We start from the raw sequence: 14,864 nt of genomic DNA, 5'->3' as shown, positions 1-14,864 counted from the left end.
AATGGAAGAAGTATGAATTCCATATTTGGAAACGTTGATGATCTGTACCTGTTTTGCTCAGTGGTTGAGCAAGGCTCTCTGCTCGCGGCGGCGAAAAAGCTCGAACTGCCGGTCTCTACTATGTCTCGTCGTTTATCGGCGCTGGAAGCGCGTCTAGGGCTGAGGTTGCTGGAGAAGAAAGGACGTGAGTTGGTGGCAACCGAGACAGGCTTACAGGCGTTTGACCAGCTCAGCAGTGCGATGGCGCAGATTGAATCCGGCATCTTGCAGCTCAATCAGCAAAGCCAAGAAGTGGAGGGGCGAATCCGACTGGTGATGCCAAGCCGCTTTTACAATGACTTGGTTGACAAGGTGATTGAGGACTACATCAAAACCTATCCAAAAGTGACTATTGATCTATTGCTTAGCCAAGTGAATTCGATTCCAGAAACCGATCGCGATCTGGTGGTGACGTTCGATTTGGATGGTTTGGACGATATGATCGCGCGCCCATTGTTTAAAGTAGAGCACGCTTTCTTTGTTAGCCCTGAATATCTAGCGCAAGCGGGCGGCAATATTGAAACCTTACAAGATTTAGCCAAGCAAGACTGGGTAGCCAGCACACACACCACACAAGTGCCTATCTATCAGCAAGACAAGCTGGTGGACATGCTCAACTGTAATCCGCGTTTAGTGGTCAATGACATCACCGCGGTGATCAAAGCGGTGGAAAACGGTTTGGGAATTGCGTCGATCCCATTACGCCACGTTAAGCCTGAATTGAATCTCGTGCGCGTCGCAACATCCTACAGCCGCGGGGATCGCGAAGCCTATTTGGTTTATCGTCAGCGTAACTATCAGCCTAAAGCGCTGACCTTAATGGTCGAAGCGATTTTGCTGGCTTCAGAGGAGCGAAACCATTCATCCTCTCTCAATACCATTCACTCCACATAACTGCCATTGGTCGCATGCAAAAGCAGCGTGCGATTTTCTCCCTTAATCTGAAACCATCAAATCACGTTCAACTAAGGACAGTACATGATGGTTTCTCAATCTCGCTCAATCAAAGCTCTTAAACTGGCAAGTACATTTATCGCCGCATTTGCACTCAGCAGCAATTTGGCTCTGGCTAATCCAAGTGAGCGCACACTCAGTCAATTCAATCAAGCAGCGCAGGGTGACTCTGGCTTAGTTGATACCGTTTACGGCGAATTATCCAAACAACTCGAAGAGCAGGGCGCAACGCCGGTGACCTTGGTTTACTTAGGCAGTGCTGAGACGTTGCAAGGTCGTGAGGCGTTTATGCCTTGGAACAAGATGAAATTCACCGAGCGCGGTCTTGCCACTATCCAAAAAGGCTTGGACTTAATGGCGAATCAGCCATTGCCACTGCAAGAACAACAACGCTTACAAGGCTTGCCGGAATACCAATTAGCCACCGCTATGGCAGCCACTACGTTTACCTCTTTACCTGACATGTTCAATCACTTTGAGCGTGGCTACGAGCTGTACCTTTCATTGCTCGATGAGCCGAGTTTTAGCCAACAACCTTTCGCTGCAACGTCGTGGATTTATCGCTACGCCATTGAAGCGGCACTGCGTGCTGAAGATGTTCAACAAGCCAAAATATGGTTAGCGCAAATGGAGCAGTTGGGTGACAGCAATTTAGAAACGCAAACCGCAAAAGCGCTGCTAGCGAAATATTAGGGAGGCGTCATGATCGTTTTTAATCAACTTAGCCGCGATTACGCCCTTGGCAACCAAACGGTGCGTGCATTGCGAGACGTGTCTGGTGAAGTGTTTGCTGGCGAAATGGTGGCTCTGTGTGGACCGTCTGGCTCAGGCAAAAGCACCTTACTTAACGTGCTTGGTATGCTGGATACTCAATACCAAGGTCAGGTGACGTTTGCAGGCAGCCCATACCCAACCGGGCAAATGCAGGCGGCGAAAATGCGTCGTGAAAAGCTTGGTTTTGTGTTCCAAAAATTCAATCTTGTCCCCGTGATGACGGCGCTAGAGAACGTGGCGTATCCGTTACACCTCAACGGCTTTTCAAAAGCTGAACAAACCGAGCTCGCCACACAAATGCTAGAACACGTTGGCTTGGGCGAGTTTATTCATCACATGCCCGATAACCTATCAGGCGGTCAGCAACAACGCGTGGCAATTGCGCGCGCTTTAGTGCACAAACCAGCATTGGTGATTGCTGATGAGCCAACCGCAAGTCTTGATAGCCAAACTGCCAACAAGGTCATCGACATTATGAAAGGGCTCGGACACGAGCTAGGCACCACTTTTATCGTCGCCACTCACGACCCTCGCATGGCATCCCGTTGTGACCGCACCATTGAATTGGTGGATGGCAAAATTACCCAAACGCACGCAAGTGTGGAGGAGGTTTCATGGGCAAGCTAATTCCTGTTTCGGTTCGTCTTGCTTGGTTGAACCTGCAACGCAATCGCCGTCGCAGTTTGTTGTCGATGCTGATCATCGCTATTGCCGTGTTTGCGTTAACCAGTGCGGGCGGTTTTGGTCTGTACACCTATGACAGTTTGAAAGAATCGACAGCGCGTGACACGGGGCATCTGACGTTAACCACTCCGGGTTACTTCGCCAAAGAAGAAGAGATGCCGCTGAGTAACGGGTTAACTCACGCCGACGACATCACCAAGCAATTGATTGGGTTGAATGAAGTGCGAGGTGTGCAGCCACGAGTTGAGTTCAGCGGTTTGATTTCCAACGGCAACAAGTCATCGATCTTTATCGGCATTGGTGTTAACGAACGCGAATTCGATATGAAAGGACCGTTTTTGGACGTGCGTGAAGGGCAAACACTTTCGAACATTCATGCATCGCGTTATGACCCAGCAGAGCCAGAAGTGATGCTCGGCGTTGATTTGGCGAACAACCTAAGCGTGCACGTTGGCGATTGGATTACCTTGCTGGCGACCACAACTGACGGCGCATTGAACGCGTATGACTTCAAAGTTCGTGGCATCTATTCAACAGGCGTACCAGAGCTTGATAAACGCCAGTTGTACGTGCACATCAACAGCGCGCAATCGTTGTTGGGCTCAGACAAAGTCAGTACGTTATCTGTCTTCTTGTTCGACACCAGTTTAACTAACCAAGTCGAGCAACAAGTGGCTTCGGTTCTGAGTAAGCAAAAGCAGAACTTTGGCGATCAAGATATTGAGATTACGCCTTGGCAAGAACGTGCGTTCTTCTATCTCAAAGTGAAAGATTTGTACGACCGCATCTTCGGCATCATGGGCGCAGTAATGGCGTTGGTAGTCTTTGTCGCCCTGTTCAACACCATGACCATGTCGGTCACCGAGCGTACCCGTGAAATTGGCACCTTGTCAGCGCTTGGTAGCTACCCTCGCGAAATCATTGCTGGGTTCTTGCGCGAAGCAGGGTTACTTGCCGTGATTGGCAGCTTAATCGGTGCTTTGTTTACGGCGCTAGTCACCGTCTTACTGATGGTCGTGGATGTGCAAATGCCGCCACCGCCAGGACGCACAGAAGGTTACCCATTAACGATTTACTTCTCTTGGGAGCTGGTAGCCATAGCAGGATTTGCAGTAATGATGATTTGTTTGGTTGCGGCGTTTTTCTCGGCGCGCAAAGGGGTGAACAAGCCAATTACGGAGGCACTGATTTATGTTTAATTTCAAATCACTATTACCAATTGCACTGCTGACGGTAAGCGGCGTTGCAAGCATGAATGTCAGTGCAAATGAAACAGCGCTAGATGCACAGCAAGTTGCGCAATTGATTGAAAAAGCCGACAGCTACCGCTTGCACGATGATTCCTCCAAAGTGGTGTCACTGGTGCGCTTATATCAAGACCAAGAGTTAGATAAAACCCGCCTTTACCATGTGTACACGCGTCCAAATCGTGAATCGTTGGTGGTGTTCAAATCGGCAGTCGAAGCTGGGCAAAAGATGCTGATGATGGGCGACAACTACTGGCTGCAAATGCCAAAGAGCCGCCGTCCGATTCGCATTACGCCGATGCAGAAGCTTCTTGGTGAAGCGTCTATCGGCGACATCTCAACCCTGACTTGGAGCCAAGATTATCAAGGTGAATGGAGAGCGACAGAAACTGTTTCGGTGAATGGAGCAAGTGTTGCGGCTTATCACCTTGCCTTAACCGCGAAAACCAAAGGGGCGAGCTATCAGAAGATCGATTTATGGTTGTCTGAGCAAGATGCGTTTCCAATCAAAGCCGATCTCTACTTGCGCTCTGGCAAACTCGCCAAGCAAGCGCAATACGGACGCGCAACCGACAATGGCGAAGACTACGTCAGTGAGATGACCTTGCTTGATAGCATTCAGCCGAGCAAAAAGACCGTTATCGAGTACCAAGAAATCGTGCCTTGGCAACTGGATAACAAGTTCTACAACCCAAGCTATCTGCCTAAAGCCAACACGACTCAGCTTTAGTCTGAGCTTCGTAAATAGAACCATGAAAACGAGCAAGGAAGTCACATGAAATCGCACCAGCCTAACCTTAACAAAAGCACCAGTCTGTTGATTGCTGCGTCATTGTGTGTGGGCGCGTCAGCCCCTGCTTGTGCCAATGATGAACTGAGTTTTGAGTGGGATTGGGCTGTCAGTTACGAAACGGCCAAGCAGCGTGACAGCGCATTTATACAAGCGCAGAGCAGTTCTCGTGATTCACTTAATGCACTCTTGGATGTGCAGGTGAATTATCAAAACTTCAGTGGCTTGTTTGCTCTGTACAGCCAAGGTTTGTACCTCAATCAACAAGGAGAGAGTGATTGGTGGAGTGAAGCTGATAACCAGTTGTTGATTAGAGAGCTGGCTTGGCTAGGGGAGTGGCAAGTCGGTGACACTACGCTTGATGTGAGCTTAGGTAAGTTGCGCGTGGATTGGGGTGTGGGTTATGGCTACCGACCTTTGGATCTGTTTAAGCCTTATCGACAAAACCCGGTTGGCTTAGTCGCAGAAGAGGGGGCGGGTGTGTTTTCACTCTCACACTACCATATGGCAGGCGAGTGGACGGTGATTGCGACGGATTCAAGCTGGGGGCAACAAGACCAGAGTGCTCTTGATCAAGCCGCAGAGCAGCAAGGTGTTGGTATTCGTCGTTATGCGCTGGTGGGTGACACCGAGTATCAACTTGTTGGTTATTACGATGATGTGCGCCGAGGTTTACTCGGAGCCAGTGCCATTGCCGTGTGGGATGAATCCATCGCCATGCACGGTTCCATGCTGTGGCAAAAGCAAAGTGTCGGCTATCAGTTTCAGCAGGATGATCTTTACCAACCCGTTTCAGCTGAGGAGCAGGGAAGTGCATTCCAAGCTTTAGTTGGGATGAACTGGGCAAACCAAGCCGGACACAACGTGATTGCTGAATATTGGTACGACAGCCGAGCATGGTCGAAAAGCGAATGGCAGCAAGCAATAGAGCGTGGCGAATTACTCTCTCAGCTCCCTGAACCTAACAACTCTCTGTTGGCTAGCAGCGCTCTACTTGCGACAAGCTACGCCCAAGGGTTTCAGCACGCCAATATCGTTCAGCATAACGTAATGCTGCACTGGAGTTGGGATTTGGAAGCGTGGGCTGCATGGAACGGTAAAGCGGATATGGGCTGGCTAAGTGATGTAACCCCTACGTTGGATGTGATGTTGGCGCCACAAGATGGTGGTGTGATTGTCACGCAGTGGCTTAACTACCAATGGATTGATACCGGCGATCAAAGTGTAGAAGTGGAAGTTGCCGCACGCTTTTTAACCGGAGACGACCAATCTGCTTACGCACAAATCAATGATAAGCATATGATTGTATTTAACATCAAAGGGAAATTCTAAATGTGTTCAGCAAAATCAGTGGTGAAAAGTGGATGGTCGCGTAGCTTATTAGTGACCACGGCATTTTGTCTCTTTATCGCAGCAATGACGCTTTCTGTTTGGGGCGGCTCATTTTACGTTCATGTTATGGTGAGTTTTGGATTTGGCTATTCGGCTATATTCTTCTCATGGCTTGTCGACCGCCTGTTTCCTACCATTCCTCGTTTGGCGGAAGTGGCTATCTCGCTGACGGCTTGCTTATTGTTCGGTGTGGTAAACGCCCAGTTTTGGCTCGGAGAATATTTCGGCATCTCAGGTATGCTATCGGTTGGACTCATGGGGTTGTTATTCAGTACCATGTGCTTTTTCTATTTCTATTCACGCGAGCAACATGCAATCGCGCAACGAGAGTTGGAAGCCATTAAGCGCGAGAAAGCAGAGCAAGATCGTGCGCTGTTGCTGAGTCAGCTTAAGCAGATGCAAAGCCAGATTGAACCGCATTTCTTATTCAATACCTTGGCAAATATCAGCGCGCTTATGTCGCAAGATGTTGATAAAGCTAAGCTGATGCTAGAACAGTTAACCGCGCTACTGCGTGCAACGCTCAAAAGCTCACGTGAAGAGCACACCACCATAGACGATGAAACTGCGTTACTTGAGGCTTACTTAGGTATCCAACAAACTCGTTTGGGTGATCGACTGAGTTATAAGATTGAGGTGGAAGAGGGGTTAGCCAGAACCGAATTACCGCCGATGATGCTCCAACCTTTAATCGAAAACGCCATCATCCATGGTATTGAGCCGAAGCGAGAAGGTGGCGAAGTCAGCTTGCTCATCAAGCGCGAACAACAGAACTTGAAGATTGAAGTCAGAGACACAGGTGTTGGCTTGAATCACGTGAGTGGGCACATGGGCTCTGGCGTGGGTCTAAGTAATCTCAAGCAGCGAGTTGAAGCTTTGTTCGCAGGGCAAGGAGAGGTTTCTATCAGTGAACCTGCTCAGGGTGGCGTTTGTGTTCGCTTGCGCTGGCCAATGGAATCGTAATCAAGGAAGAAAGGAATGAATACAGGGTTTACTGCCATTATTGCTGATGATGAACCGCTATTGAGGCGCCATCTTGATAAAAGCCTAGCTGAAGTGTGGCCTGAGCTAGAGGTAATAGCCAAAGTTGCCGATGGTGAACAAGCGTTGCAAGTCATTGAGCAAAACCAACCTGACATTGCGTTTCTTGATATTCGTATGCCAGTTCTGGATGGCATGACACTAGCGCAAAAACTTAATCAACTCGCCAATCCACCTTTGATTGTGTTTGTCACTGCGTACGATGATTACGCCATCAAAGCCTTTGAACAAAATGCCGCCGATTATTTGCTCAAGCCTATCTCGGATGAGCGCCTCCTGACGACGTGTGAAAGAGTGAAAGCACGCCTTGCTAAGCGAGAACAAGAAAGCAGTAATGTGCAGATGAGCAGTCTGTTAGAACAGTTGCAGCAATTATCCGCGCCACAAACGCCGCAATATCTTCAGTGGATCAAAGCGACGCAAGGGGAAGATATTCATCTGATTGCTACGTCTGATGTGTTGTATTTCAAAGCGGAAGAAAAATACGTTTCTGTATATGCCCAACAAGGACAAGGCAAAGTGCAGGAGTATTTGATTCGCACCTCGTTGAAAGAGTTGATAGGGCAGCTTAACCCAGAACAGTTCTGGCAAGTGCACCGTTCAAGCGTGGTGCAAGTGTGCAAAATTAGCAAAGTAAACAAAGACTTTGCAGGCAGAATGTTTGTTCACGTTGGGGAAAACAAGCTTCCCGTGAGCCGTGCATCTCAAAGTTTGTTCAAAGGGATGTAAACGCTAGAACTGCTCACTCTTTACACTGTAAACTCGCTGCTCTTTTTTTCAGCAATAAAAACAAAAAGCGCCCAGGTCATAAGACGTTAGGCGCTTTTGTCGTTTTATAGCGACGATTTCTACCAAGAGGCGAATGGGCTTATTCGCTGACTGTCACTTTCTCAATAATGATTGGATCGCATGGCACATCATCGTGACCAAGCTTAGAGGTCGTTTTCACTTTCGCGATGCGGTTTACGACATCCATACCCGCAGTCACTTTACCAAACACGGCGTAGCCCCAGCCTAGGTTGGTAGTTGCGGTGTGGTCTAGGAAATCATTGTCTTCCAAGTTAATGAAGAACTGTGCCGTTGCAGAGTGCGGAGCATCGGTACGCGCCATTGCGATAGTGCCAACAAGATTCTTTAGACCACGGTTTGCTTCGTTCGCGATAGGGGCGCGTGTTGGCTTTTCTGCCATGTCTTCGGTATGACCGCCACCTTGGATCATAAAGCCGTCAATAACGCGGTGGAAAATGGTGCCGTTGTAGAAGCCATCTTCACAGTATTTTTTGAAGTTTTTTGAGCTAACTGGTGCTCGTTCTAGGTTCAGTTCAATCTCGATATCACCGAAATTGGTGGTCATGATAATCATCTGGTTTTGCCCTTGTAGGTGCTAAGTTGGCGGCATTATAGCTAAGTCGTATGAGGATAGCAGAAATAAAAACAGCGACGTTTTGGCGTCGCTGTTTGCATAGTAAATGGGTGAGGAAAGCTTTAAACCGTAAAGCGACCGACCAAGTCGTACAGCTCGTTAGCTTTGTGGTTAAGGTTGCCACTGCCTGCACGGTTTTGGTTGGCAAGGTGTGCCGATTGGCTGCTTTGTTGAGAGATCACTTCAATCCGTTGTGAAATCTCTTGCCCAACTTGGCTTTGCTCTTCGGTTGCCGTTGCGATCAAGGTGTTCATGTCCATGATGTTAGCAATTGCGGCTTGGATTTCTTGTAGTGCGGCAGAGGCAGCTCGTGCTTCCTCAACCGTTGCTTCACCACGCGCTTGGCTTGAACCCATGGCTTTCACTGCTGCATCCGAGCCAGACTTCAACTGCTCAATCATTTGGTGAATTTCGCCTGTGCTGTCTTGAGTGCGACTCGCCAGTTTACGAACCTCATCGGCAACGACCGCAAAGCCGCGACCTTGTTCGCCTGCACGTGCTGCTTCAATGGCTGCGTTTAGTGCCAATAGGTTGGTTTGCTCGGCAATGTCTTGAATCACTTCTAGCGAAGAAGAAATGTTTTGTACATCGCTTTCTAAGCGAGAAATCACCGTGCTGGCTTCCGACACCTCTAGTGCGAGCGCTTCGACAGAGCTCGCTGCGGAATCAACAATGTGTTTCGCTTGCTGTGAGTTATCATCGGCGTCTTTGGCGGATTGCGCCGCTTGGTTAGCGTTGCTGGAAATCTCGTGCGCCGTTGCTGTCATCTCGGTCATTGCCGCAGCGACTTGTTCGGTTTCTTCACGTTGACCTGAAGCCAATTCGTCCACTTGCGACGCTCGCTGTGACATGTCGTTGGTCTCTGAAACCACTTCTTGCCCAACATGGCTAACACTCTTGATGATGCCTTGCAGGCTTTCAACAAAGATATTGAAGTTACGGCTAAGCTGAGTGAACTCCGGTACGCTTGATTCTTCCATGCGTGCGGTTAAGTCGGCATCGCCTTGCGCGAAAGAGTGAATTGAAGCATCAAACTGCTCAATAGGCTTCATGATGCTGCGGTTAACAAACACCGCGAAGACTGCGACGATAGCTGCAATCGAGACACAGAATAGAGCGATCGCAGTCAGTGTGGTGTTGAGAGCCTGATGCGCAGCTTCTTCCATGTTTGCCACAATGGCATCGATATCGTCAGTATAGAAGCCCGTACCCAGCATAAGATCCCATTCAGGAATAAAGACGGAGTAGCTTAGTTTCGGTAGCGCTTCGCTCTGACCGAGTTTTGGGAAGTAATAAGTCGTGAACTCACCAGTTTTGGAATTTTTGAGCAAATCCTGAATCAGGTAATTGCCTTTCTTATCCTGCAAGTTATAGAAGTTTTCCCCGATGCCTTTGGTGTTTTTACCCACTACGACGCGAACGCCTTTTGAATCGTAGCCAAAGATGTAACCGGATTGACCGAACTCCAGCTGTTTCAAGATAGGCAGAGCCTCTTCAAGTGGGGCGTTTTGAGCGAGTAGTGGCTCGACAGCGGAACGCGCCATTTGGACGTAGTTTTTGAGCTCAGCTTTTTTCATCTCCATCATTTGACTTCGAGTCTGCTCAATCTCGTGTTCGTTGTAGGCAGTGGTTTGTAGGTAGGTGAACCACATCATGCCTATTGCCATGGTTAGAATTGGAATTATTGAAAGGATATATAGTCGTTTTCTGATCGTCAGATTCATAGAGACGTCCTTCTCTCGGCGCAGCGTTACAAGTGACAAGCTGAATAAGCCTGCCTGATAAAATTATTAATACTTATTGTTGTAATGCTTAGAGATTAACCGAGTTAATCAATCAGAAGTACAGGAAGTTTATAAATTTAGACTAAGGTCGTAGCATTTTTAAGCGGGATCACAATTAACGTGAACACGAACCGTTATTGCAGCGAGAAGTGCCCGTTAGCCAGTAGGAAACGCGGTAGCGGTTTTTGGCAAATTTGAGGTAAAGCCAGTCCGCAACAGGTTTGATAATGCGCCAACGCAATGGTGCATACAACCAACCGCGACCGACCAATTGCCATGCACGATGAGTCACGTCTAACCCAAGCAGAAGTTCTCCCTTATCGTTAAGGGCGTGCAAAATGGTGTTGGCTTGCTCCGGATCGATCTGCGGATAAGCGGCAAACGCCTCGCTGTAGATGTCGACGGTTTTGATGTGCTGCTTGGCATCGCGTTGTTTTAGCGCCTTCATCTCTTTGGCGCACAAGGGACAAGTGCCATCGTAAAATACGGTCAGTTTGGTCATGATTGAGCTCATTATTGGCGGTTCTTATCCCTTTTACGCGATTATTTTTCTTTTAGTTCATTGTCTTGCAAGTAATGCAGCCAATTATCGCGAATGTTGCCGTAATTGAATTGGCAGAACTCTTTGCGATCGCGTAAGTAATCTTTTTCTACTTCATCTAACAAGGCTTTGTATTGCTCTGGATCGCTGCCGTAGACCAGACACAGGGTCGAGAAGTAACGCTGTAGGTCGAAACTGTGCTCGTCAATGTACTCGCCAAAATCGTAGTAGTCCGGTCTGTCGTCGGATTCGAATGCGAACATGTCCGCAGCACTGATCGCCACATCGGCACCGTCATCGACGTAATCAATCAACAAAATGGTAGCGAAGTTATCAACCGCATCTTCTTCCTTGCCTAGTACCGGAATGTTTTGATCGGCAATGTAAGCGTGTCCGGCTTCGTGCAATAGCGTGTGCAGCAAAGTATCGAGCGCGCCCGTTTTCGGTGATTTACCGTAACGTTCTTGGTATTTGTTGTTGGTGAAGTAGTTGAATGATTCCAGATAGAAGGTATAGGGAATATGGATGGTGTGGGTTTCTGGATCATAAAGCGGACCGTCTTCGCCACCGTAGGTCAGTGTTAGTGGGTTATCAAACGGGAAGTAATCATCAGAAAGCTGGACAAAGATGTCGTTCACTTCACTGCTTTCAATCACTTGCGCAGCAAAGCGATCGTCGGCAGTTTCCGCTGGGCGGTATTCGATTTTAATGTTTTCGCTCGCAGACGCTGTGGCAGCAAACAGCAGCAGAGAGGCAAAGGCAGAGTGACTTTTCATTTTCGGAATCTTGTTATTTGTTTGGTTTGCTTGAAAATTATACATGCTTTTTATAGTGTGCGCGCTGGAGGGTACATTCATGAATAATCCATTACTACTGCAACCCCGCATCCAATAGGCGTTGTTGACTGAGAACGCAGCAACAACGCCACGAGAAACCGTTCCGTGGCATACATTTACTCTATTGAGGCAACTGCCATGAAAAAACATTGGTCCAAATTTCAGTACCTGCACCAAGTGGTGCAAAACCAAAACATCCACATCAAAGGCACCCACAGTTATTACAGTGATTGTTGGGATAATGGCTTCGAAGATTCTGTCGTGCGTTATCTGCATGGCGATGAAGTCAGTAAAGCGTGGCAACCGAGGTGGGAAGTCGATCAGCTCTACATCGGTGATTACGTTTGTATCGCGGCTGAAGCGGTGATTTTGATGGGCGGCAACCATAATCACAGGACGGACTGGTTCTGTCTGTATCCGTTCCTTGATGACATCGAGCAATCTTACCAAGGCAAAGGCGACACCGTGATTGGTGACGCGGCTTGGATTGGCATGCGCGCGATGATCATGCCCGGTGTCACCATTGGGGAAGGCGCAGTGATTGCCGCAAACAGCGTCGTGATTAAAGATGTCCCACCTTACACTGTGGTGGCAGGATCTCCGGCAAAACCCGTTAAGCTTCGCTTTAAGCAAGACATCATTGATAAGCTGCTCGCCCTGCAAATCTACACGTGGGATGAAGCCAAGTTCGAGGCACTTCGCGCTTTCATCTGCAGTAATGATATTGAACAGTTGATCATTGCAGAAGCAAACTATGAAAGTGGCGAATAGCACTGAAATGAGGAAAATTTTCAGCGATATGTTATAATCTCGCTCCGTTGTAACGAGAACACTTGTTGCAAGCTTGAGAATTTCCCGGGATTCGGCTCGTTCCAAACACCATGAGTCAGAGTTTTTAACTACGATGGGATACAAGCAAACCCAGATGTTAGAGCGCCACCTCGGCGCTCTATTCGTTATGACGGGAAGGAACTTTGCTCGATAGTGATGATCACATTCTGTTTAAGTAAGGGAGCCCGATAGCGGTTCAGAAAGTGTCACTCGAACAATACTCACAACACGATATCCATCTCCTGCAAGCAGTCATTTCTGTTTGTCTATGAAGAGGATAAGAAGGAGCTTAACAGGCTCCTTTTACATTTTAGGGCTTGCGAATAGCGCGTAAATCAGAACATCGCTTAACGACCGTCCCTTAAACTAGCCTAAGGCGCATTTAACACAACCTTTTGAGTATTTTCGGAAAAATATAGCGAGAAAATTTGCTATTGAGCGAAGGTTAAACTAACACTCAATCATTACGGAGGATGAAGAGAACAATAATAAGAGGCGATATGAATCATTTAATATCTGTAGGTGCACTGGAGTCCTTTTTGGTTGCGATCAGTGTGCTTTTCCTGGGGCATTTCATTAATGCTAAGCTACCGATCTTAAAGAAATTCAACATACCTGAGCCGATTGTAGGGGGCTTAATCGTTGCCTGCATCATTACTGCTCTTCATTTTAACGGCGTCGATTTGGAGTTCGACTTACCGTTGCAAAACACATTCATGCTGATGTTCTTCGCTACCGTTGGTTTGGCAGCAAATTACACTCAGTTAATGAAAGGGGGCGCGAAGGTTTTCATCTTCTTAGCAGTCGCGTCGTTCTACATCATCATTCAAAACGGTGTCGGTGTTTCACTGGCAGCGGCATTGGGTTTAGATCCGCTGATGGGGCTTATCGCTGGTTCGATTACTCTATCAGGTGGTCACGGCACGGGGGCGGCGTGGTCACAAACTTTCCAAGACGTTTACGGTTTGAATAACGTATTGGAAATCGCGATGGCGTCAGCAACATTCGGTTTGATCATCGGTGGTATCATCGGTAGTCCGGTTGCGCAGCGTCTGGTCGAAAAGAACAACATCGAATCTGAGTATGGTCGTGGTGGTCGAGATGCCAAAACCCACGAGAAATTCCCGGAGTTGGTGACGTACAACGAGTACGAAGAAGACAAAGTAACCGCGAAAAAAGTGGTTGAGAAACTGTTCTTCTTATTGATCTGTGTAACAGGTGCTAAGTACGTAGAGCAATGGGTGAGCACTTACGACATTCAATGGCTGATGATTCCAGACTTCGTTTATGCGTTGTTCATTGGTGTGATCATCACTAACTTCTTGGAAGTGACCAAGATTCGTAAGTTGGATGCCGAAACGGTCGACATGTTAGGTACGGTGTCGCTGTCTCTGTTCCTAGCGATGGCTCTGATGAGCTTGAAACTATGGAACATCTTTGACCTAGCGATCCCATTCTTGGTGATTCTAGGCGTGCAGTCAGTGATTCTGGCTATCTTCACCTACTACGTAACATTCAAGGTGATGGGTAGCAACTACGATGCTGCGGTTATCGCAGGTGGTCACTGTGGTTTCGGTTTGGGTGCAACCCCAACGGCGGTAATGAACATGGGTTCAATCGTTAACCGCTTTGGTCCGTCACCACAAGCGTTCATGGTTGTTCCGATTGTTGGTGCCTTCTTCATCGACATTGTTAACTTGATCATTCTACAAGGTTACATCTCGTTCCTTGGCTAGATAGATTAAGACGCCAAATAAAACAAAAGGTCACAGTATTGCTGTGACCTTTTTTGTTTCTGGCGCTTGCCAACGACGAACTTCGTCAGTCTATACGCAAGCTTTCATTTTCAAGCGGTTCTTGTTGTCGCGATTAGCAAGGACTTGCTGGTGGTCATCAATCGTCCCCAGTGTTTTCGCCATGCGATCGTAAAGCACAACGTTCACCGTCGCGGCTAGGTTCATACAACCGTGAGTCGGTACGTACACCACGTGATGCGCCTTATCGACCATCTCTTGCGGCAGTGATCCGTCCTCCGGTCCAAACACATAAATCGCGTTCTCTGGGTGAGTGAAGTGCGGCAGTGCTGTTGCGCCGACCACTAACTCAACACAAACAATTTCCACATCGTCGGCAACATTAGCAGTGAGGTCTTCCATCTCCACTAATTGAATACGTTCTTGTGAGTTCTGGGTGTCGGTCTGGAACTTTACTGCGCGGCTGTAGCGCGTGCCGTTGTAACGAACTTGCGCAGCGTCGTAGCAGCCTGCGGCTCGTAATACAGCGCCAACGTTGGTTGGACTCTTTGGGTTGTACAGTCCAATAATGGCTGTTGGCTTGGTGGTCATGGTTAGTGTTCTGCTTTTCAAAAATTCTAGATAATAGCGCTGAGCGCATTAAGCGAGGGATTATGAACTTAACCACGCCGAAGCGCTATTGCTATAGGCTGATTATTTTTGCGTTGAAGCAAAGAGAATGAAGATTGATGGTGCTGAAAATGAAAAAGCGAGGACAGTACCTCGCTTTTGATG

Annotated in this window: 15 protein-coding genes; 10 read left to right on the top strand and 5 right to left on the bottom strand. The window is 48.0% G+C overall.

The genetic code is table 11. The features are described 5' to 3' along the window. Positions 1-12: 12 nt before the first annotated feature. From VHA02S_RS05835 to VHA02S_RS05800, 8 genes are all read left to right on the top strand, one after another. Positions 13-933 (top strand): LysR family transcriptional regulator, encoded by a 921-nt coding sequence (locus tag VHA02S_RS05835; RefSeq protein ID WP_038898417.1) that lies wholly within the window; start codon positions 13-15, stop codon positions 931-933. An 84-nt stretch (positions 934-1,017) separates the two neighbouring features. After that, entirely contained in the window at positions 1,018-1,686 is a 669-nt protein-coding gene (locus tag VHA02S_RS05830) for a hypothetical protein (protein ID WP_038898418.1), read from the top strand. A gap of 9 nt (positions 1,687-1,695) precedes the next feature. Next, entirely contained in the window at positions 1,696-2,394 is a 699-nt protein-coding gene (locus VHA02S_RS05825; protein ID WP_005448872.1) for an ABC transporter ATP-binding protein, read from the top strand. Further along, a complete protein-coding gene (locus VHA02S_RS05820; protein WP_038898419.1) occupies positions 2,382-3,650 on the top strand; it encodes an ABC transporter permease in 1,269 nt (422 codons plus the stop codon). Before VHA02S_RS05825 ends, VHA02S_RS05820 begins: the two co-directional genes overlap by 13 nt. After that, on the top strand, positions 3,643-4,428 hold the full coding sequence (locus VHA02S_RS05815) for an outer membrane lipoprotein-sorting protein (RefSeq protein WP_038898420.1): 786 nt from the start codon (positions 3,643-3,645) through the stop codon (positions 4,426-4,428). Before VHA02S_RS05820 ends, VHA02S_RS05815 begins: the two co-directional genes overlap by 8 nt. Positions 4,429-4,473: 45 nt before the next feature. Continuing rightward, on the top strand, positions 4,474-5,820 hold the full coding sequence (locus VHA02S_RS05810) for a DUF1302 domain-containing protein (protein ID WP_038898421.1): 1,347 nt from the start codon (positions 4,474-4,476) through the stop codon (positions 5,818-5,820). Continuing rightward, positions 5,821-6,843, top strand: a complete 1,023-nt coding sequence (locus VHA02S_RS05805) for a sensor histidine kinase (protein WP_038898422.1) — start codon at positions 5,821-5,823, stop codon at positions 6,841-6,843. Positions 6,844-6,858: 15 nt separating this feature from the next. Further along, on the top strand, positions 6,859-7,650 hold the full coding sequence (locus tag VHA02S_RS05800; RefSeq protein WP_038898423.1) for a LytR/AlgR family response regulator transcription factor: 792 nt from the start codon (positions 6,859-6,861) through the stop codon (positions 7,648-7,650). A gap of 139 nt (positions 7,651-7,789) precedes the next feature. Here VHA02S_RS05800 and VHA02S_RS05795 read toward each other — a convergent pair whose 3' ends face one another. The 4 genes from VHA02S_RS05795 to VHA02S_RS05780 all read right to left on the bottom strand — a co-directional run bounded on the left by VHA02S_RS05795 (position 7,790) and on the right by VHA02S_RS05780 (position 11,445). After that, the gene (locus VHA02S_RS05795; protein WP_005448882.1) at positions 7,790-8,284 is read right to left on the bottom strand and encodes a peptidylprolyl isomerase; all 495 of its coding nucleotides are present in this window, start codon (positions 8,282-8,284) and stop codon (positions 7,790-7,792) included. Positions 8,285-8,406: 122 nt separating this feature from the next. Further along, entirely contained in the window at positions 8,407-10,068 is a 1,662-nt protein-coding gene (locus VHA02S_RS05790) for a methyl-accepting chemotaxis protein (RefSeq protein WP_005448883.1), read from the bottom strand. Positions 10,069-10,243: 175 nt separating this feature from the next. Then, positions 10,244-10,630, bottom strand: coding sequence for a thiol-disulfide oxidoreductase DCC family protein (locus tag VHA02S_RS05785; protein ID WP_038898424.1), 387 nt, complete (start codon positions 10,628-10,630; stop codon positions 10,244-10,246). Between the two features lie 41 nt (positions 10,631-10,671). Continuing rightward, positions 10,672-11,445: a DUF4344 domain-containing metallopeptidase gene (locus VHA02S_RS05780; RefSeq protein WP_033006986.1), complete on the bottom strand. Its 774-nt coding sequence runs from the start codon at positions 11,443-11,445 to the stop codon at positions 10,672-10,674. A gap of 198 nt (positions 11,446-11,643) precedes the next feature. Here VHA02S_RS05780 and VHA02S_RS05775 point away from each other — a divergent pair, with 198 nt between their 5' ends. Together VHA02S_RS05775 and gltS are read left to right on the top strand one after the other, a co-directional pair. After that, positions 11,644-12,276 carry a CatB-related O-acetyltransferase gene (locus tag VHA02S_RS05775; protein ID WP_038898425.1) on the top strand — a complete coding sequence of 211 codons (633 nt, stop codon included), beginning with the start codon at positions 11,644-11,646 and terminating at the stop codon, positions 12,274-12,276. 560 nt (positions 12,277-12,836) lie between these two features. Continuing rightward, on the top strand, positions 12,837-14,072 hold the full coding sequence (gltS, locus tag VHA02S_RS05770; RefSeq protein WP_005428854.1) for a sodium/glutamate symporter: 1,236 nt from the start codon (positions 12,837-12,839) through the stop codon (positions 14,070-14,072). A gap of 90 nt (positions 14,073-14,162) precedes the next feature. Here gltS and VHA02S_RS05765 read toward each other — a convergent pair whose 3' ends face one another. After that, positions 14,163-14,681, bottom strand: coding sequence for an RNA methyltransferase (locus VHA02S_RS05765; protein WP_005448887.1), 519 nt, complete (start codon positions 14,679-14,681; stop codon positions 14,163-14,165). Positions 14,682-14,864: the final 183 nt, after the last annotated feature.

The organism is Vibrio harveyi NBRC 15634 = ATCC 14126 = KCTC 12724 (genome assembly GCF_001591145.1).
In the GTDB taxonomy this organism is placed as follows: domain Bacteria; phylum Pseudomonadota; class Gammaproteobacteria; order Enterobacterales; family Vibrionaceae; genus Vibrio; species Vibrio harveyi.
The sequence above is the reverse complement of the archived record's forward strand: the minus strand, read 5'-3'. Positions and strand labels throughout refer to the sequence as shown.

Excerpts from the sequence above, each read along its gene's own strand:
- VHA02S_RS05795 (WP_005448882.1), bottom strand. The coding sequence starts at position 8,284 with ATGATTATCATGACCACCAATTTCGGTGATATCGAGATTGAACTGAAC.
- VHA02S_RS05805 (WP_038898422.1), top strand. The coding sequence starts at position 5,821 with ATGTGTTCAGCAAAATCAGTGGTGAAAAGTGGATGGTCGCGTAGCTTA.
- VHA02S_RS05790 (WP_005448883.1), bottom strand. The coding sequence starts at position 10,068 with ATGAATCTGACGATCAGAAAACGACTATATATCCTTTCAATAATTCCA.
- VHA02S_RS05835 (WP_038898417.1), top strand. The coding sequence starts at position 13 with ATGAATTCCATATTTGGAAACGTTGATGATCTGTACCTGTTTTGCTCA.
- gltS (WP_005428854.1), top strand. The coding sequence starts at position 12,837 with ATGAATCATTTAATATCTGTAGGTGCACTGGAGTCCTTTTTGGTTGCG.
- VHA02S_RS05785 (WP_038898424.1), bottom strand. The coding sequence starts at position 10,630 with ATGACCAAACTGACCGTATTTTACGATGGCACTTGTCCCTTGTGCGCC.
- VHA02S_RS05825 (WP_005448872.1), top strand. The coding sequence starts at position 1,696 with ATGATCGTTTTTAATCAACTTAGCCGCGATTACGCCCTTGGCAACCAA.
- VHA02S_RS05775 (WP_038898425.1), top strand. The coding sequence starts at position 11,644 with ATGAAAAAACATTGGTCCAAATTTCAGTACCTGCACCAAGTGGTGCAA.
- VHA02S_RS05830 (WP_038898418.1), top strand. The coding sequence starts at position 1,018 with ATGATGGTTTCTCAATCTCGCTCAATCAAAGCTCTTAAACTGGCAAGT.
- VHA02S_RS05820 (WP_038898419.1), top strand. The coding sequence starts at position 2,382 with ATGGGCAAGCTAATTCCTGTTTCGGTTCGTCTTGCTTGGTTGAACCTG.
- VHA02S_RS05810 (WP_038898421.1), top strand. The coding sequence starts at position 4,474 with ATGAAATCGCACCAGCCTAACCTTAACAAAAGCACCAGTCTGTTGATT.
- VHA02S_RS05800 (WP_038898423.1), top strand. The coding sequence starts at position 6,859 with ATGAATACAGGGTTTACTGCCATTATTGCTGATGATGAACCGCTATTG.
- VHA02S_RS05765 (WP_005448887.1), bottom strand. The coding sequence starts at position 14,681 with ATGACCACCAAGCCAACAGCCATTATTGGACTGTACAACCCAAAGAGT.
- VHA02S_RS05780 (WP_033006986.1), bottom strand. The coding sequence starts at position 11,445 with ATGAAAAGTCACTCTGCCTTTGCCTCTCTGCTGCTGTTTGCTGCCACA.
- VHA02S_RS05815 (WP_038898420.1), top strand. The coding sequence starts at position 3,643 with ATGTTTAATTTCAAATCACTATTACCAATTGCACTGCTGACGGTAAGC.